The organism is Paenibacillus sp. ISL-20, assembly GCF_018613005.1.
GTDB lineage: Bacteria > Bacillota > Bacilli > Paenibacillales > Paenibacillaceae > Paenibacillus_AQ.
The window spans coordinates 34692-53209 of record NZ_JAGGRD010000045.1 but is presented as its reverse complement, the minus strand read 5'-3'; the positions used below and the strand labels follow the sequence as shown (position 1 = coordinate 53209).

Annotated in this window: 24 protein-coding genes; all 24 read right to left on the bottom strand. The window is 46.6% G+C overall.

Going from position 1 to position 18518, the window contains the following annotated elements; translation table 11 throughout:
* Positions 1-174: 174 nt before the first annotated feature.
* Positions 175-831, bottom strand: a complete 657-nt coding sequence (gene bshB2 / locus J7E85_RS24915; protein ID WP_076321817.1) for a bacillithiol biosynthesis deacetylase BshB2 — start codon at positions 829-831, stop codon at positions 175-177.
* A gap of 22 nt (positions 832-853) precedes the next feature.
* The gene (locus J7E85_RS24910; protein ID WP_076321818.1) at positions 854-1198 is read right to left on the bottom strand and encodes a YojF family protein; all 345 of its coding nucleotides are present in this window, start codon (positions 1196-1198) and stop codon (positions 854-856) included.
* 102 nt (positions 1199-1300) lie between these two features.
* Positions 1301-1792 (bottom strand): 2-thiouracil desulfurase family protein, encoded by a 492-nt coding sequence (locus tag J7E85_RS24905; RefSeq protein ID WP_076321819.1) that lies wholly within the window; start codon positions 1790-1792, stop codon positions 1301-1303.
* Between the two features lie 184 nt (positions 1793-1976).
* A complete protein-coding gene (locus tag J7E85_RS24900; RefSeq protein WP_215162593.1) occupies positions 1977-2771 on the bottom strand; it encodes a helix-turn-helix transcriptional regulator in 795 nt (264 codons plus the stop codon).
* Between the two features lie 189 nt (positions 2772-2960).
* Complete coding sequence (locus J7E85_RS24895) at positions 2961-4049, bottom strand: Gfo/Idh/MocA family protein (protein WP_215162591.1); 1089 nt, start codon at positions 4047-4049, stop codon at positions 2961-2963.
* 14 nt (positions 4050-4063) lie between these two features.
* Positions 4064-5011, bottom strand: coding sequence for an AraC family transcriptional regulator (locus tag J7E85_RS24890; protein ID WP_215162583.1), 948 nt, complete (start codon positions 5009-5011; stop codon positions 4064-4066).
* Between the two features lie 22 nt (positions 5012-5033).
* The gene (locus J7E85_RS24885; RefSeq protein ID WP_215162576.1) at positions 5034-6035 is read right to left on the bottom strand and encodes a Gfo/Idh/MocA family protein; all 1002 of its coding nucleotides are present in this window, start codon (positions 6033-6035) and stop codon (positions 5034-5036) included.
* Positions 6036-6192: 157 nt separating this feature from the next.
* Complete coding sequence (locus tag J7E85_RS24880) at positions 6193-6717, bottom strand: YfiT family bacillithiol transferase (protein WP_215162574.1); 525 nt, start codon at positions 6715-6717, stop codon at positions 6193-6195.
* 91 nt (positions 6718-6808) lie between these two features.
* The gene (locus tag J7E85_RS24875) at positions 6809-7717 is read right to left on the bottom strand and encodes a hypothetical protein (RefSeq protein ID WP_215162572.1); all 909 of its coding nucleotides are present in this window, start codon (positions 7715-7717) and stop codon (positions 6809-6811) included.
* Entirely contained in the window at positions 7714-8079 is a 366-nt protein-coding gene (locus tag J7E85_RS24870) for a glyoxalase superfamily protein (RefSeq protein WP_215162571.1), read from the bottom strand. The genes J7E85_RS24875 and J7E85_RS24870 overlap by 4 nt, the downstream gene beginning before the upstream one ends.
* 174 nt (positions 8080-8253) lie before the next feature.
* Complete coding sequence (locus J7E85_RS24865) at positions 8254-8889, bottom strand: DedA family protein (RefSeq protein ID WP_215162569.1); 636 nt, start codon at positions 8887-8889, stop codon at positions 8254-8256.
* A gap of 18 nt (positions 8890-8907) precedes the next feature.
* Positions 8908-10149, bottom strand: coding sequence for an MGDG synthase family glycosyltransferase (locus J7E85_RS24860; RefSeq protein ID WP_213644475.1), 1242 nt, complete (start codon positions 10147-10149; stop codon positions 8908-8910).
* A gap of 22 nt (positions 10150-10171) precedes the next feature.
* Complete coding sequence (locus J7E85_RS24855; protein WP_076321829.1) at positions 10172-10708, bottom strand: phosphatase PAP2 family protein; 537 nt, start codon at positions 10706-10708, stop codon at positions 10172-10174.
* A complete protein-coding gene (locus tag J7E85_RS24850; protein WP_215162567.1) occupies positions 10709-11326 on the bottom strand; it encodes a YqaA family protein in 618 nt (205 codons plus the stop codon).
* Positions 11327-11657: 331 nt separating this feature from the next.
* Positions 11658-12305, bottom strand: a complete 648-nt coding sequence (locus tag J7E85_RS24845; protein ID WP_215162560.1) for an HAD family hydrolase — start codon at positions 12303-12305, stop codon at positions 11658-11660.
* Between the two features lie 31 nt (positions 12306-12336).
* The gene (locus tag J7E85_RS34275) at positions 12337-12498 is read right to left on the bottom strand and encodes a zinc ribbon domain-containing protein (RefSeq protein ID WP_251036027.1); all 162 of its coding nucleotides are present in this window, start codon (positions 12496-12498) and stop codon (positions 12337-12339) included.
* A gap of 350 nt (positions 12499-12848) precedes the next feature.
* Positions 12849-13544 (bottom strand): YjjG family noncanonical pyrimidine nucleotidase, encoded by a 696-nt coding sequence (locus J7E85_RS24835; RefSeq protein ID WP_215162559.1) that lies wholly within the window; start codon positions 13542-13544, stop codon positions 12849-12851.
* 118 nt (positions 13545-13662) lie between these two features.
* Entirely contained in the window at positions 13663-14244 is a 582-nt protein-coding gene (locus J7E85_RS24830) for a GNAT family N-acetyltransferase (RefSeq protein WP_353049554.1), read from the bottom strand.
* Positions 14245-14272: 28 nt separating this feature from the next.
* Positions 14273-14929: an HAD family hydrolase gene (locus tag J7E85_RS24825; protein ID WP_215162557.1), complete on the bottom strand. Its 657-nt coding sequence runs from the start codon at positions 14927-14929 to the stop codon at positions 14273-14275.
* Between the two features lie 50 nt (positions 14930-14979).
* Complete coding sequence (locus J7E85_RS24820) at positions 14980-15459, bottom strand: GNAT family N-acetyltransferase (RefSeq protein WP_215162555.1); 480 nt, start codon at positions 15457-15459, stop codon at positions 14980-14982.
* A 15-nt stretch (positions 15460-15474) separates the two neighbouring features.
* Complete coding sequence (locus J7E85_RS24815) at positions 15475-16197, bottom strand: class I SAM-dependent DNA methyltransferase (RefSeq protein ID WP_215162553.1); 723 nt, start codon at positions 16195-16197, stop codon at positions 15475-15477.
* Between the two features lie 135 nt (positions 16198-16332).
* Complete coding sequence (locus J7E85_RS24810) at positions 16333-17079, bottom strand: GNAT family N-acetyltransferase (protein ID WP_215162551.1); 747 nt, start codon at positions 17077-17079, stop codon at positions 16333-16335.
* Positions 17080-17090: 11 nt separating this feature from the next.
* On the bottom strand, positions 17091-17648 hold the full coding sequence (locus J7E85_RS24805; protein WP_215162549.1) for a GNAT family N-acetyltransferase: 558 nt from the start codon (positions 17646-17648) through the stop codon (positions 17091-17093).
* 176 nt (positions 17649-17824) lie between these two features.
* Positions 17825-18469 (bottom strand): hypothetical protein, encoded by a 645-nt coding sequence (locus J7E85_RS24800; RefSeq protein ID WP_215162547.1) that lies wholly within the window; start codon positions 18467-18469, stop codon positions 17825-17827.
* Positions 18470-18518: the final 49 nt, after the last annotated feature.

Here is an 18518-nt window from a genome sequence, read left to right as displayed (position 1 = left end):
TGTTGTCGAATCATCCGCTCACCCGCTTTCCATGATGCGTTAATTATAAACGAAAAAAAGGTACGGCTCCTCAACTTTCTTGAGGAGCCGTACCTTTTTTTATGAGAAGGACTTTTTCAGTGGCCTCAATTAGCATCTGCGGCTCTTTTTATGGATCCATCCCCTGATGGGGATTTATTCAAATGTATAGGTCCAGAAACGTTCCGTTCCGAAGCGCTGCTCCACTTCCTTGGCCTTCATCTGTTTCTTGCCTAGCAGCTCCGCTGCCTGGAATTGAGAGCGATGGGCTTGAATGGAGTTCAGCTTCTGTACCATAAACATGGATACATCTTGATAAACATCCGGTTTACCCAATTCTTGCTCACAATTGTTGGAGAATGCCAAACATTGAACGACTGGTCTATCACCGGCCGGCATCCGCTGAATCGTGCGGATTACAGCCGCGCCCGTTGCGTCATGGTCAGGGTGAACGCTATATCCAGGGTAGAACGTGAACACCAGCGATGGCTTTATCTCCTGAAGCAGAGAAGCAATCGCGCTATCCAGCTTATTTTGATCCTCGAATTCAATCGTTTTATCATGGAAACCAAGCAATCGCAAATCCTGTATACCTATTGCTTTGCAGGATTCTTCCAGCTCTGCTTTGCGAATGGTTGGAAGTGTGATACGGTTCGCAAACGGGGGAATGCCCATATTGCGGCCCATCTCCCCAAGTGTTAGGCAAGCATAGGTAACATGAGCGCCTTCCATAATATATTTAGCCAACGTTCCGGATAAACCAAATGCTTCATCATCCGGGTGCGGCAATATGACCAGTATGTTTTGCTCCATCAATCCTCGTCTCCTCTCTCTATTAAAAAGGCTCCCGGCTCAGCTGCAAAGCGACAACCAGTTTGCCCTGACTGTCATGACCTGCCATGATCAGCCGATCGGTATCACTCTGTTCGAAATGGGTGAGTCCTTCCGTATATACCCAGCCTTGACTCATTTTCAATCCAACCCGATAGGGTCCATTGCCGGATATCGAACCGTGGCTGTAACGAATGGTTGCATTCGTAATAAAGTTAGCCGCGGGGTGCTTCGTGCTGTCATAATGGGCAGCATAAGCGCCTGTTGTCATCTCAAGGTGAATATATAAATCCTGGTCCTTCAATTTATCAATCATTTGTTGTACTTCAGTTTGATTTATGAGTTCCATAATTCCCTCCAATATAAAGAATCACAACATGTAAGCAGTCGATATGATAATTCTATCATAATTATAGAGCAGGACGAAAATATATAAACGAAGACGTTTGATTTATCTCCCAATAAAAAGAGAGGCGTATTCCGGCTGTGCTGCATATACGCTAAGGTCGTGCTCTGAAATAACCTTATAACCTTCCCTGCGCAGCAGAGCCGTAGTTACGCCATAACCGGCTATCTTCTCATTGGCAAATTCTCCATTATAAATCATGGCACTGCCGCAGGAAGGACTGCTCTCTTTCAGGACGATCAGCAATGCTCCGAGCTCTTGCGCCACTCGAAGCGCTTGGTAGGCACCATTTATATACATCTCGGTCACGTCTTTCCCGGACAATTCAACCACTCTAGCATTCCCTGCCAGTACGTCATCACCGTTTCCTCCAACGATCTCCGCAGGCTCCCGTGGAGTTGAGAATCCGCCAAGAAGTTCGGGACATACGGTCACAGCTTTCTTCGATTTGACCAGCTGCTGAATGTTCGCATCCAAACTGTCCGTAGCGTTATAACGAACCTGCAAACCGGCTAAACACGAGCTTACAACAATCACAGGTGACACCTCAAATCTCTCGTTCTTACTTACAAATAACAATACTGCCTATGCCATTCGCCCTCATTCAAGTATCAGGAATCGGAACCCAAATGTCAACGAAATGCAATGAAGAGCTGCCATGGTGTGCGGTAGCCTTCAATGCCAAAAGTGTATCAACATACGAACCGATCCTCTCCAGGGCTCAACGCAGCATGGGAGCAACCCTTTTGAGAAAATGATTCATTAATAATGGCAAAGAAATCAGAATCGGCGGATCATCCAGCCGGGGAACATGCAATGTTACATGAAGATGCGGGGTCTTGAAGTTTGGGGTAACGATAATGGGTTCCTTCGAACGGGTACGCAGCGTGGTAGACTTAGGAAGCAAGAAATCAACCGCCTGCATGCCCCATGGGACCGAAGTGGCCATCAGATAATACGTTCCGGGTCTGACGTCACTGAACCGAAACGAGCCGACGGAGGATAACAAAGTTCCGTATAACGGTAAACCTTCGGGAATCGGCTTGGCGAACAGCCCGATCAAGATGACACCCTGAAATGGAGCCGTTGCCTCTACCGTGCCCTCAACTGTCAGATTGGGATTCACAACCGGTATGGAATCACGCCAGCTGTTCAGTTTCTGCAGGGATAACAGATGCTCGTCCGCCTCTTCCCTCGAGTTTCGAAACTGGGAAGGGGTCACTCCTACTCTTTCCGTAAAGCGTGTCGTAAATGTACCCAGACTCTGCTGACCGATCTCCATGGCGACATCCCGGATACTCAGATGTGTATGTAATAGCAAGTCCTTCGCCTTCTCCAAACGAAGCGAGGACACGTAATATAATGGAGGCAGTCCGATTCGATCCTTAAATATACGCGAAAAATGATATGGGCTGTATCCTATGTAATCCGCCAGTGTCGATAACGGAAGAGGCTCATAAATATTATTGTGAATATACGCGATTACCTCATCGATTTCAGCATATCGATCAGTCATCAGGTCTGCACCATCCTTCATTCCGGATATTATGTCTGGGTCCAATCCAACTCTTCCGAGGAACAATTGTTCGCATTTATACTATCATATCCATCTAAAAAACGGAAGCTTTTATATGTTAAAAATATCACCTCACAAGTATAAACAAGCACAAAAAAAAGCCGCGCTGCACGCGCGGCTTTCTTACCATCAATCCAAGTCCGGAATATGAATCTCAACCTCTTTTTTGCTTTGGGAAGACCGCAAGATGCCGTCCAGAATCGCTTGATTCCGAAGCACCTGCTCGCCCGGGATCGGTGCCGGCTTGCCTTCGCGCACAGCGCTTACGAAATCCTTGATTTTCTCCTCAAATACGTTAAGCTCATGGTGGACCAGCGGTATTGCGCTTTCGGTATGATGACTTTGGATATCATGGAACAAGGAAATCGACCCTACCTTCCCATCCCACACACCGCTCCAAGGGCCTGAACCTGCCGGTGTAATCTTCATGCCCGCATCCGTTCCAAGGAACATGGTCGCCCCCAAGGTATCCATATGCATAGCCCACGAGGTTTTAAAGTTAAGCACAAGGTCTCCTTCAAATCGAATCATCGCTACGCCGAAATCCTCGACGTTAAACGCTCCGGATTCGGAGTGGTATTTGGGGTTTGTGCCAAAATAGTTCGATGTATACGCGGATACCGTCAACGGCTTGGGGTATCCAAGTGCGTTCAGGGCCATGTCCAAGGAATAACAGCCAATGTCCGCCATGGCACCTGCCCCTGAAATCTCCTGTCGGACAAACGTGCCACCCGGCATTCCACGGCGGCGACCGCCTCCGGTTTCCACATAATAGACTTTTCCAAGCTCGCCGTTTTGGATCAGATTCTTAATGATGCCCATGTTCGGATCATAACGCGGCTGGAAGCCTACATTGAGCATATTCCTGGTCTTCTTCGCGATCTGGACCATCTCGATGGCTTCATCCAACGTGACCGACATCGGTTTCTCGAGCATTACGTGTTTGCCCGCTGACAGCGCATCAATCGTGGTACTGTAATGAGCGACGTTTGGCGTACAGATGCTTACGCCATCCAGGTCGAGATCCAACAATCTGCGGTGATCATCAAATCCGATCGCTCCCTGAAGTCCCCAGCGCTCAATAAATTGATCGGCTCTGCCGGGTAAAATATCAGCTACGGCGACAATCTGCACATCGTCAATTTGTTTATAATACTTTGCATGCTCCCCCGCAATGCCGCCGCTTCCAATAATTCCTATTCGAATGGTTTTGCTCATGGCTGATACTCCCCCTACAATTTCACATTCATTGCTCGAAAAGTTGATGGAGTATATCCATATATCTTTCGAAACACGGTATGCAAATAACTTCCGCTTGAGAAGCCTTCATGGATTGCGATTTTATCAATCGACCAATTGGTATCAATCAGCTTCCTGCATACGGCTTCAAGGCGGACATGTTCCAGTATTTCGCTGAAGGATTGCCCTTCCGCTTGCTCCTTGAATATTCGCTGCAGCTGCCTTGAGCTGATATGCAGCTTCTCCGCGACGTCATCCAGTACAACCTCTCCCGAAGAGTTTGCATGAATATACTCCAAGGCCAATTGATAGCGGTAAGCCTTCATATCCCTTGAAGGCAGTTCCGCTTCCGATGGCTCGGATTCATATGCGCGTACAGCGCGCAGCAATATCTGAATAATGCACTGCTTAATCGTTGTATACAGACCCGAATACTTCTCCTGAGAAGCCTGATAAGCCTCAAGGAAATAAGGCATCGCACGATGGATATCCATCGTTGGCTTCAGCGGTAATCCCCTCAGCTTCTCCATACAGTCATCGGCTTCGGCCAATTCCCATGGATCCGAAACAGGCAGTGCCAGGCTCTCATGATCGGATACCTCATCGCGTTGAATAATGTCCACGTGCAGACATAATTCGTCCATCGGCTCCGCTGCATCCGCCTCCTGATAATGAAGCACATTCGGACCTGTTAAATAAAACATGCCTTCCCTCAGCGCATAAGGTTCCTCTTCCATAATAACGGTCCCCTTGCCGCGAGGTATGAAATGAAACTCATACTCCGCATGCTTATGGAAGGAAACAATCTTTCCTGGCGGGAAGGTGGTGAGATGAAACCGAAGAACCCGGATCTCATAACGTCCCCAATAGACTCTCAGATCAAGTCGCTCCAAGGCATCCTGCCGATCTTTCATCAACTCGTATGGAAAATGGTTATTCATCCTGATGCATCATCCCTGTATCTTATGCTTGCAGTTCATCCAAACGAATGGCGCGATGCTCTTTGGCCGAACGGTTGGATGCTTCCATCAATTTGGTTAATTCAACAGCATATGCGATATTTTCCTCTGCAACGGTATCTTCTTGAATATGGGAAATCCATTGTTCAAATGCACTCGCACGATTCGCCGGTACCGGCAGCTCAACCCAAGCATCCTTGTACTCTTCTTTTTTCGTTGAACGAATCAGAAGCTTGCTATCCGGCGTTCCGTACAGAATCGTTCCATCCGTACCATGAATTTCAATCGTAAATGGCGAGAAACTGTTAACAAATCCGGCTTCTACCACACCGACAGCCCCTGTAGCCGTAGAGAGCGTAGCAACGGCGTTGTCTTCAACCTCTTTCCCCGTGATGTAACCGAAATTCGCATTGACATCAACCGCTTCTTCACCGAGGAACAGACGTGTCAAATACATCGGATGGCATCCCAGATCGATTAAGGCGCCTCCACGGCACTGCTCCAGGCTGTAGAAATGCTCTGGCAGCCATCCGGCAGTCGCGCCATTATGAGACAAGCGTACACGAACGAGTGTTACGGTGCCGAGCAACTCTTGCTGCAATACCTCACGGATCGCCAAGGTATAGCCGTCATTCAGTCGCGGAAGTGATACCGTTAATTTGACTTGGTTCTCATTCACGGCATTGATGATATCGTTGACCTCTTGCAGGGTGGCGGCAATTACTTTTTCCGTGAAAATGTGTTTGCCTGCTGCCGCAGCTTTCAGCATCACTTCTCTATGCATGGATGTCGGAGCATCCACGATCACGGCATCGATATCGTCACTTTGCAGCATGTCATCCAAGGATTCATAAAAAGGTACGCCTTGCTTCTCCGCTGCTTCTCTTCCGCGCTCTGGGTTCTCATCCCATACCGCTACGATTTGAGCATCCGGATGCTCCTGCGCTTGTTTCGTATAATCCCACGCGTGCACATGCCAATAACTAATTTTTCCGATTCTAATCATTCTCGTCACCTCAGTATCTAATATTAAGACATCATGCCATTAATCTATCACACGAACCGCCCGATTCACAGTGTAAAATTGCGACAATCAAGTTAGATATCACGACATGGTGACACGTAAAAAACTCCGCCAGTTGACGGAGTAGGCTGTGCTGGATCTAAAATTTCAATCGTTCTCTTGCAGATGTGATATGTGCAGTATGGTGCTTTCCATGCCAGGCGTACATGCCCATGGCGTATTCCAGACTGGTTTTTCGCTGGTTCTCAGGGTGATAAAACGTTCTGAGATAGTCTCCGTTATTCATGATGTCTAATAAAGCACCCCATCTGGCATGCATGCCATCAAGCAAAACAAGCGATGCCTCAATGTCCAGGATCAATGAATCTTGAAGGGCTGCCCACTTCTGCTCGTCATAAGGCTTAATTGTTGGGTTATCTTCCGTTAAAGCAAGTTTAAACCGAATATAGCTGTTCATGTGGCTATCTGCAAGATGGTGAACGACTTGACGGATCGTCCAACCGCCATCTCGATAAGATACATTCAGCTGTTCCTGGCTTAGCCCCTGGACTGCAGCCCTCAGTTTCTCCGGCAGGCTCTTAATCTCTTGAATCCAGAGCTCCCTTTGTTCAGGCGCGGAGTGCCCTTCCCATTCAAATTGTCCTATCGGGTATCTCAAATCCATGTTCCCTCACTCCTTGACCATCATTTTTTGTAAAATTCGTATGGTAATGATATTAGCATTTTACAACGAGTCCAGTATTCCTGATCCGATGTCAATCCACCGCAATCCTTTCAAAATTACGCAGCGTCCGAAGTGCATTCCATGTCAGAACACCCTTCCATTCCTCCTTGGCCAACGGCCATACCTCTTCGTACTGGTACCAGCTCCAATTGGGCTCCCAGGCACCATCTTCCCCTTGATTCTCCATAAGCAAATCCAGTTCCAGCGGCAGAAGCTCTTGGTATTTAGCAAAATAAGGTGAATTCGGAGAATCCATAATGCTGAGAGACGTTGCTCCGTATCCCTCGCGGCTGCCAGGATCCCTGCTTATGCAATTATCCATGAAGACCTCAAGGGTTTCTTCGATCTCGGACGCCTGTTCTTTCGGCAATCTTTCGTTCAAGCGCAAATAACAAAACAATTCATGCATTTCATGAAGATCGCTAGATTGTTTCAGGTAGTTCACAGCATAATCAATCCTTGATTCCAAAAACTCTAAAGGGTATAACTCCCGCTCGCCGATAAAATAGGCGATGATATCCGCATTCGGATTTCCCCAATGATCCTTAAAGGCTCCGTATTGCCACCATATCGCCCTTGGAGACTGCTCGGCTTCCTTAGGAATAATGTCCCACCCTGACCGTTCTGGCACATAGGAGTGCTCAAGATACTTTAACGCGGATATAACCCGTTCGCTGCGCTCCGGATGATCTGGATTTAGCCGAAGAATCTCAAGCGCTCTGGTTGTTGCCAGAGCAGATGATTCCTTGCAGCGAAGATCGGGCTCAAGACCATGACCAAATCCACCGTCCTCGTTCTGATAGCTGGCAAGCTCAGTTAACACGTCCGTAAACGCCCCGTCCTCGAATTCATACCGGAATAGCGCCCGTTCAAGGTCCCTGGCCTGGTGCAGCATATATTGCCTGGCTTGTTCAAATCGCATCCTGTTTAGCTTCTTCACTTGGATTCCAACTCCTCGTAGAAAGTGATTCGGTTGCCGAAAGGATCCGTAACACATACCTCTTTGCTATTCCAGGGGGCGACCTCTATTCCGGGCCTCGAATACGGATAGTTCTGGTTTAAAAGCTGTTCGTGAAAATCTTCAATCCCTGCCATCTCCACGCGAATGGCTGCTCCGGGAGAACAATCCCCGTAATGCTCCGTCAAATGAATCGTTAACGAATCCCTTGTTATTTGCATGTAGAGCGGTGCCGAGTCATCAAACCGATGTTCCCAATCCAAGGTAAAACCAAGATATTGGATATAGAATTCCCTTGTCTTCGTTTCATCGAATACCCTGAACAATGGTATGATTTTGCTCATGATCTGCCCCCTACTACATCCTTTATTTTTCAAACTCCTTATGTATGTACTGCCGACTTATTTAGAATATATCATAAATTCTGTAAGGCTCGTCTCAAACATAAAAACCCAGCACAGATACCATAAAACCACGTTTGCTGGGCCATCTTTGGCAAGTATTGATTTCATTTATAACTATTCATTCCTGGTCACTTTGGACAGCTTCTTGGTTTTCTCGCGTTTAACACGACTCCACACCAGCAGAACGAGAAATGAACTACCCAGGCAGATAAAGATTACTTTCAAATAATGCTCAACCACATTCAGAATGTACTGCCACTGTTCGCCGAATATAAAACCTATGCTGAAAAAGACCAGCACCCATGAGGCCACACCCGTGTATCCATATAGCCACACCGTTCGATAGGGGACCCGAATCATGCCGATAAAATATCCGATAAACTGCCTGACCCCGGGTATGAAAAAACAAATAATGAGCAGCTTATTTCCATACTTATTGTAATAGGCCTGCGTTTTCTCTACAAGGGACGGCTTGATAAACAGCCATTTTCCATAGCGCTCTATAAGCGGCATCCCCAGCTTGTATCCCAGGATATAGGTAATGGTTAGCCCCATGGCCGCCCCCATAAAAGCAGATCCAACGGCAGGAACCATATCGATGATTCCTTTATAGGTTAAAAACCCGGTGTAGGTTAAGGTACTATTTCCAGGAGGAATTGGAAGAGCAATAAAATCAAGGGGAAGCCCAATCAATAACACCAGGTAACCGTATTGTTCAAACAACTGCTCAACCAATTCAAACAAATTCATGGGGAAAACTCCTTCATCTTACCGATAACTGTCATAGTAGTGTTGTAGAGCATCATTTACATAAACTTCTTTGTTCAGCACCTCGTAAGGCACCGGATTCATATCTTCAGACCATTCACGAGAATGGCGCTGATTCTGTTGAATATCCATCAATCTTGTCAGGACTGATAAAGCCGAATCTTTATGCGTGTTAATGGCCGCTCTTCGCTTCATTTCTTGCAATAAGGGCGGACTTGTAATTAATGTTAGCAATTGGTGCTGCAGTTCACCCGCCATGGCTTGCCGTGCCACGCCTATTCCAACCAGGTAGTCTGCATTATCCTGCTCTTGGCCTGGCAAGGGTTTCACTAACAGCATCGGCCGTTCCATCGTTAATGCCTCGGAAATCGTGAGGCCTCCCGGCTTTGTCACCATCAGGTCCGCTATCGCCATCAATTCATGCATACGATCTACGTAACCCATGACCGTGATTTGCGGATGATCTGAAAACTCTTCCAACAGTGATTGATATAATTTCATATTGCGGCCGCACACGACCATAAACCGAACACCCTGCGGGTATGCCCTTGATTTCAAGAGTTCGATAATTTCTTTATCGATCATCCCTTCTCCACCGCCCATAATCAGCACGACCTGTTCGGATGGACACAAGCCGTAATAGGCTCGGAGCCGTTCCGGATCGACAGGTTGACTATACAGCGGATTAACGGGTATGCCGGTCACAGAGATCTTTTCGCTTGGCACGCCTTTGCGCTCCAATGCAACCTGTACCACATCGGAACCAACCATGTAATAATCCGTATGAGAGTGTATCCAGTAGCTGTGATCCGTATGGTCCGTCATGACGGTTGCCGTCGGCACATTAGTGAACCCCATCGCTTTCAGCAGAGACATGCCCGCTGCTGCCGGCGGAAAGGTACTGACCACGATAGCCGGATTTTCCGTTTCCAGCATCGTGCTGAGCCTGTGAAGACTGAAGGTACTAAAGCGTTTCAGCATCTGGATGAGGGTGTTTTCCTCGCGCGTTTTCTGGAATAAGTATCCATAAAAGGATGGAAAGTGTTTCATCCATTGCACAAAGAAAAACTGACCAGCCACATGCAGCCGTGGATGGGTTAACTCCATGTAATCAATGACTTTCACGCGCAGATGAGGGTAGTTTCTTTTTGCTGATTCCACAATGGCCTTTGATGCCTGGTTGTGACCCTCTCCCAGACTTCCGGTTAATATGATGATTTTTTGCTCATATATGGATCTCATGAATATTACTCCTTATCTAACGTTATGTGATTCCAATGACATGCATCAGGTAAACGACCAGCCATCCAGAACCGAATCCAATCAGACTGCCTGCCAGGCAATCAGTTGGGTAATGATATCCCCAATATATACGGGATAGACCGACCAGCGCAGCCAGGATAATTAGCAGTATCGTAGGCAGCGGAGATACCAGAAACAAAAGTGGTGTAATGACGGCAAAGATCGCCGTGGTGTGTCCTGACGGGAAGGAATAGTCCTTCAATGGAAAATTCCCAATCTTCACCTGCTCCAGAACCCGAAACGGACGATCTCTTCTGACGATCTTCTTGATGAGGACAACAATCAGATGGCTAATGGTTAAGGCAATGGCACTCTGATATGCCGTTATGTCCCATGCTTCAAATGCAGCCCAGGCGATGAGCAGTGCGCTCAGAATCGTAAAGGTGGCTCCACCGAGATGGGTAATGCCGCCGAACAGCCGATCAAAGGCTCTGTTGCTGATCGTCTGGTTGCACCAGACAAATACCCGGTGATCAAATCTTCGTAATCGCTCGATCATTCATTCTTCACCTGCCGTTACATCAACTGAATCTTTTGAACCCTGCACGACAGGGATTTCCGAACGTTTTTTCCTGCGTTTCTTGATAAAATGAACCGTCAGCCAAATTCCTCCAATCAGAGCACCTACGGACATCAAAATAATCGTAAGCACGCTGTCCACCATATTCTCTGCAGCACGGCCATATACGTAGAAGAGCACACCTACGGTATAGAACTTCACGGCGCGTCCGATCGCTGCGTAGGTGAGAAGTTTCCATAAGGGATAGCTCATGCAGCCGGATAGAATGGTGAAGATTTTAAAAGGAATCGGTGTAAACGCACCGACAAGAATTGCGGCTTCGCCATGCTTGGTAAACAAGGCGGTGGCGGAATCGTGCCATTTTTTCTTCATGACCTTGGTTAAGACCAAATTTCCGGAAGCCTTGCCAATTCCATAACCGATCGGCGTTCCGATCAAGCAGCCGACAAATCCGATCGAGGCGAGCCAGATCGCACGGTCCGGACTCAATGCACTTAAAGACAATTGCGAGAAAAGTGCCGGGATCGGAAAAATAATCGCATCGATCATGGCATGAATAAATAATCCGATATCGCCTAAATTACGTAAAAAATCCATCAGGCCTTGTCTCCTCTGCTAGACTACACACTGGGCAATCCCTATACTGTGTGATATCGCGGGTCAAATTTATATCCGAAATCATCCGTTCACATTCCTCTCACATATCATGTTAATGTAAGAATATCATGATTGAAGAAAGATGACTTCCGTCTTCAGACGATAATCAACCTAGACTTAGGTCTAGATACTAATAGTAGATATAATATAGTAGATATAGTATAAACGAGTTTTATGATCAATAAGTTGAGTTTATAACCATTTGGACCATAAACAAAAAAACAGCTTAGCCGCAATGTGCGGCCAAACTGCCAAGCTCTAAAACCACGAACTATTCAAATTGACAAATTTGCGCGACCTCTCGAACCGAGTTCACCACATGATCGGCCTGCGATAAGTCCTGGTTCCCCGAGTTCGGGTTCACGAAGCCGATGCATTTCATTCCAGCCGCCTTCGCTGCAGCAACGCCATGCCTTGCATCCTCAAGCACCATGCAATGCTCTGGATCCACTCCAAGCAATTCTGCCGCCTTAAGATATACATCCGGTGCCGGTTTCCCTTTCTCCACTTCTTCACCGCTCACAACGCATTCAAAATGATTCAGGAGATCGAACTTACGCAAGACGGCCGATATAAATACTGGTGGCGATGATGATGCAATAGCTGCCGGTATGTTACGTGCTTTAAGCTCCGCAAGGAGCTCCCGAATGCCATCAATAGGCTCCATTTCCCGTGAGGTGAGTATTTCAATTTTATTGGACAATTGGTATTCAATGATTTCCGAAACGGATTGAGCAAGCTGATGTTCATCTTTAATGGCTGCCCACATCTCCGGATTGGTCATGCCTACATACTTCTCCAGCTGTTCATGGGTTATCGCCGATCCGTAGTCGTTCATCACCTGAATATCGACTTCAAAGTGAAGCGGTTCACTGTCAATAATGACCCCATCCATGTCAAAAATAAATGCCTGTATCATGTTCATGCTCCTTTGTTGATATGTATTTTAGTTAACGCCAGATTATATCGAGTAACGTTCCCAGCACTCCGGATTTATGGCCTCTGAGCACATCGGGATTGAATACTTCGACGAAGCCGCATCGGGTACAGGATACGAAGAGATAATGATGATAATCGATATCAAAAATTTTGCTTACACCGGTGCCGCTCATGCTGACTTCCTGCGAGCTGCATTCAAGATGACCACAACGGCGGCAATTGAACCTACTAACCATTAATTCCTCAATACTGAGGTGGTCCATTTCCGTTGTTGGATCATAGTGATCGGTCGTTTGTTCATTCGTCTCTGAGATCAGATGCTCAGGCAATACCTCATGTTTGCATTCTGGGCACATATTATCACTTAACGTTACCTCGTGTGCGCACCATGGACATTGAACCACCCCCCAGCACCTTCCTCCCTGTTCAAGTGGAACCACGTGAAATCCCTTAGCATAATTATCGAACTCAACAATGGATCATGTTGCCTTCCTTCATACTTCATCCAACGAGATTGAAGAGATCACTCAGATGAAATAATATCGTGCAGTTCCATAAGAGAATGGATCTCATACTTAGGTTGAATGGATGTTAGGTTTGCCTTGCGCAGCGGGTTATACCAGCAGGTATCAATCCCGTAACGAATGCCTCCCTGTATATCGGAAGTTAATGAATCGCCGACAATGAGAACTTCCTTCTTGTCGGGGTGATTCAACTTATCGAATGCATAATCGAATATGCCTTCGTGGGGCTTCTGGGACCCGGCATCCTCCGAAACAATGATGCATTCAAAGGAATCGCATAGCGCCGACCCGCTGATTCGGTTAAACTGCACTTCCTTGATTCCGTTCGTGATGATAGCCATTCGTTGACCGCGTTCCGCAAGTTGACTGCACAGCTCTTCTGCCCCCTCCATCAGAAAGGAGTGCCCTAAATATTTTATGTAAACATCGCTAAAGGCATTGGCATCCAAGGCGCACTTGATGTCGTGTTCTGCCAACAGCCGGTCAAACCTGGCCGTACGCAAGTCACTTTGTGTAACCTTCCCCTGCTCGAAATCACGCCACAACTGCTGGTTAATGCGTCTGTAGCTGTCTACGATGGCATCCGTGCACTCTTGATCAATCTCGCCAAAAACGGCGGATAATGCAAAAGCTTCCGATTTGGCATAGTCGTATAATGTTTCATCTGCATCAAATAAAATAACGTTGTAACGCACGGCTGCCCTCCTTCTCATGCTGCTTAACTTATGACAATCTGGATTGTTGATTCATTAGAAGCTATTCAGTCAAAATGAAGAATCCTACACCCAAGGCTAGCTGTTTCATCATACCTCCTTAACCCTCTCTGCGGAGTTTATAGAGATGATACCGCTCCTGCTCAAGCTCGATATCCCCCACATACTTAAACCCGCATTTTTGGATCACTTTATTGGAGGCATGATTATGAACGACGGCTAAAGCGCTTAGCTCGCGCTCGCTTGTATTCCGGAACAAGAACTGGATTAATGCCCGTACAGCTTGCGTTGTATATCCCTTATTGTAATGCTGATTCGAGATTCCGTACATAATCTCTCGATTGGGCTGAGGCAGCTCTTCCTTAGGACCTGTATTGCACCAGCCGATACATTCGCCTGTTTCTTTTAAGACCATGGCTAGCCGCAGACGCAGCTTCCCCACGTCCCCGCCGTCATGAACGGTCTGCAAGAACTGCCGATTCTCCACAATTTCATAGTTGATTAACCATTCGAGCCGCTGTTCCCTGGGTACATCCCAACCGGGCAGGAACTGTCTGATCTCAGGTTCGTGCGTGATCTTAAAGATCGCATCAAGGTCTTCCACCATATATTCCCTGAGCAGGATGTCCTCACATTCAATTGTGAAGGGCATTCCTGGGGAATGGATACTTGTCTTGTTCAATATAGTCCTCCTGCGTTCATTTGCTCGCTCATTTTCCCTGGCCCATGACGAGGGCTATTAACTGATCGGGCCGAGTATAAATATCATCAGGCTCAACACTAAATTCTACGTTCTGAACGGTATCAAACCAATGCGCTCCAATGGTGAACACCTGCGCTGATTTGCCTGCCGCTATATCGGCATCGCTGTCGCCGACAAAAACCACGTCCGATGTACTTAGACCCAGCAATTGAACGGCTTTGAATATCCCTTCCGGGTCCGGCTTGGAACGTTCAACCTCATCACCCGTGATGGTAGCAGCAAAAAAACCGTCCAGCTCCAGATTTCTTAGACATATATCCAGGCACCTTCTGCTCTTGCCCGTAATAATGACCATGGGTATATGTAAATCCCACAGCTTCCTAATAAGATCCTGAATCGCTTCCGACACCTGTACATGCTTCTGAAAATCCTTCTCGAAAACTTCGTAATAATAGGCTACGGCTTCGTCAACATGGGCTGGATTCGAGAGATTATCAGTTATAATCTCTTCCTCCGTTGGCCCAAACGTCTGCACGATTTCCGCATCCGTCAACGTTTTACCTTCATATTTCATGAAAACCGCCCGGAACGCTTTAAACGAGAGCGGCAGCGTATCCGCTAGAGTACCATCGAAATCAAACAGCACCGCCTGAATGCTGGACATACATTACTCCCCTTTCACTCCAAGAACCAGACTAAACAACGCGTCCTGCTTTAGACCAAATTCAGTCTCATCTGAATGGTAATCATCTTCTGATCATCATCTAACGTCGTAATACGGACATCGAAGGGCTCAAATCCAAGCTTATGATAAAAAACCAGCCCTCTGGAGTTGGTATTATGGCAGCTAAGAGAAAAGGTTGTCATTCCATATTTCTCTTTGGCTATATCCATCATGGTCTGTAACAGCTTCTGCGCGGCTCCCATTCCCCTATGCGACGGAGCAACGATAACATTGCCGAGCCACAGAGATTGATCAATATCCTCATAAAAATTTGCATAAGCGACAACCTGCCCTGTAGATTCTTCAACAATAACCGTAGGATCATATCGATTTTCTAGCAAACTCAAGATTTGCTCCGGCGTCCAAGGAAACTCCGATCTGGGACTCACGTAAAACAGCTCCTCCGGCGTTTGAGGAAAGCTGCATATCGTTGTTAAATCCTCGTCTGCCAGCGGCCTATGGGTGTACATATTACTAGCTCCTCCTTACTTCATATTTCGTGCAATATACATGCCTCTTCCAATCAAGCCTTGCGGATCATGCTCCACGTGAAGGCCCACTTCCTGGAATGCCTTAATCATCTCATCCACGGTAAAGAGCCCCATACGATGCTCCTCCGTATAATGTTCAATTCCATGCTCGCTTCCAAACAAATACTCGAATTTCATGATCGAAATATTGCCTTCGCGGTCCGAATGGGACATCCTGCTGATATGGATCCCGCGACGCTCAGTCATGATCGCGTCCACTCTTCCGGCGGTCCAGTCATCCGGTGTAAACCACGGCTCAACCAGAATGACACCCTCCTCGTTCAGATGCTCCTTAAACTGCGTAAGGGTCTGCACCAATAGATCCAGCGTTTTCACATAACCGATGGAGCTGAACAGACACAGGATCACATCATATTTCCGATCCAAGTGAAAACGGGTCATGTCGGCAACCGAATAATTTCCCTCAGGATTTTTTGACTTCGCTATCGAGACGAATTCGGGATTTAGATCAATACCATCGATTGCATAGTACTGCTTTAAGAACAAAGCATGTTCCGCAGTTCCACAGGCAACATCGAGCATGGTCCGGTAATTCTTGCCCTGTCCTTCAATATATTCCCGGACCTGGTGCGCCTCCTGCTCATAATCCTTAAGGCTGTAAATTACATCATAATATTTCGACGATAAATCAAACATGGATTCACCAACTTTCCGCATCGGATAACATCATCTAAAGTCGGGTCATCCGTGCCAGGCATCTTCCATGATTATACAACTGTTCATCAGATTGAGTAACCCCTTGTTCACGTAAGCAGCGGATTCATCAATATCCATGATTTGGGTTGCATGTGCTTACTCTTCGATACGCTTGTGTCTGTACCAATAGGAATAAATCTCTTTGTACTGAAGACGATCATACAATCGGCTTGCAGCAAGATTACTCTGTACCACCTGTAAATAGCTGCTCGTGGCTCCATTCTTCTTGGCCCACTGCAGTATATGTAACAGTAACTGTTTGCCAAACCCGCGATTTCGACATGCCGGAGCCGTAGCCAGATCATATATTCCTACAAAGCCCTGCTCCAAAGCTCCGATCCCGCATGCTACAGGTTCAGCTTGATCATATAGGATGAAAAATCCATACTGTATCCCGGAATAGTTAAACAGCTTTCTTTTCACAGCCTTGTTTCTCTCGGAAATTCCGGTTATATCCCCGAGCACTTCCAACCATTCATCGGTCAGCTTTTCTTCGATCTTAACCTCCTCATGGAATGGAGGCTCAATATCATCCAGGTGATCCAACACTCTGAGGCTGGTAGGAGCCTGTATGGTATATCCCCTGGATTCTAAAATAGGATCGAGTTCCTGCGGATTGAATGGTGTCATTTTAAATACGACGTCAAGCCCGGCCTTCACATATAAACGCTCACATTGTTCAATCTGGCCATAAAAATCTATGGAAGGCTCCGTATATAGAGCATGAATGGAGTTGGATCTCTTGGTATAACCGTCTGCAAATCGTAACAGCCATCCATGGTGTGTCAAGGTTTGGAACGCTGGCCAAGCGTTTAAGGTAAGCTCTTCGATTCTCTTATGCACGTGTACCACTCCTACAATCTGAATAGAACAGGAACATCCGCGAGCCTTCTTTTCCATATCATATGGTCTGCCCCGCTCCCCCAATGGTCCTGAAGGACATAATCGGGTTCACCCAACTTCTTCTTCCATATCTTCTGTGCATGGGAGTATCCGCTATCCAAACAAAATTCGGTCATTCCTTTATTGAGAAGCGTAAGATACATGACATTTAACATTAAACTTCCGATCCCTTGCTGTTGGCAATCAGGATGAACAAATACCGTTCCAATTTCAACCACATCACGCAATTCACCATTAGTAGCTTCCCGGATCAATGCATTGGATGGTCCAAACTCGATGCAGCTCACAAAGTTGTTGTCTAGTAGTCCGATGAGAAAGTATCTCTGCTCTCCGTGCGTATCAAAATCCGCGTTCAAGTACCTATTTTTGCTGTCGATCTCCTGCTCCATGTCTTCAAGTAAATCTGATAAACCTTCTTTGGCAAAAGTATCGGTAATCACGAACCTGAAAAAATGCTCCATGGCATCTATATCGCCGCGATTGGGTCGCCTAACTACTACTTGAAGCATGAAAAGTCCCCCTTGTACATTCAGTTACAATAGACTCACAGATTTTTGGTGTGTTTCATAACATGCGCTTTAACTTCATCCTTTTGTTCATCGGTATTCTTCAGAGCCAACAACCTCCTATATATCCGCAAGCAATAGCTGAAAATGCAATCCAGTCAGCATATTTTCTTTTCAATTTAACCTCCATGTTCATGAATTCTCGATGGGACGAATAATGTGTTCAACTCGGCAGCTGTGGCCTGTATGAACGTTTCCACTTTATCTAAGGTAAAATAAATCAGCTCAACCTTCGGCTCATTACCTTCATCCAACAGCCACTCTAATTTGAGCGTCCGGTACTGCTCCACCTCTGACTTCTCAACAAAAAGTGGTATGGAATGCCCTTCCGAATCCTTAAGTTTATTCAAAATGGAGTCTGTCCAATGCTCTGATCGTTTCAATTCGAATTCAAGCTGACTGACCTCTTGGTTATATATATATCTTATGTTTTCTTCGTCCTCTATGTTTTCTTCCTTAAAATCAGCGTACAACGTCTGAACCCACCGTAAATCCGTGTAGATATGGGCAAAATAACCGTATATATATTCTTTCCAAGCCTTCTCCGGCTTCAGATTTAGATAATGCAAATAATTCTCCTTAATGAGGTTTGCATCAGGCAGCCTTCCATCACGTACCAGATGCGTAATCCCTTTCTGTTCTCTCGTGATCTTGCCTCTAACATGAATGGCATCCGGAGCGATGCTCCCGATCAGCAAATGCGGAGACGGCTCCGGTACGCCCAGCTGCTGGGCAACCGCAAAATGGACCATAGGCCATGGCATAGCGATAACCTCCTGAACTTATCGTAATTGTGAGAAAGACCCAGCCCCC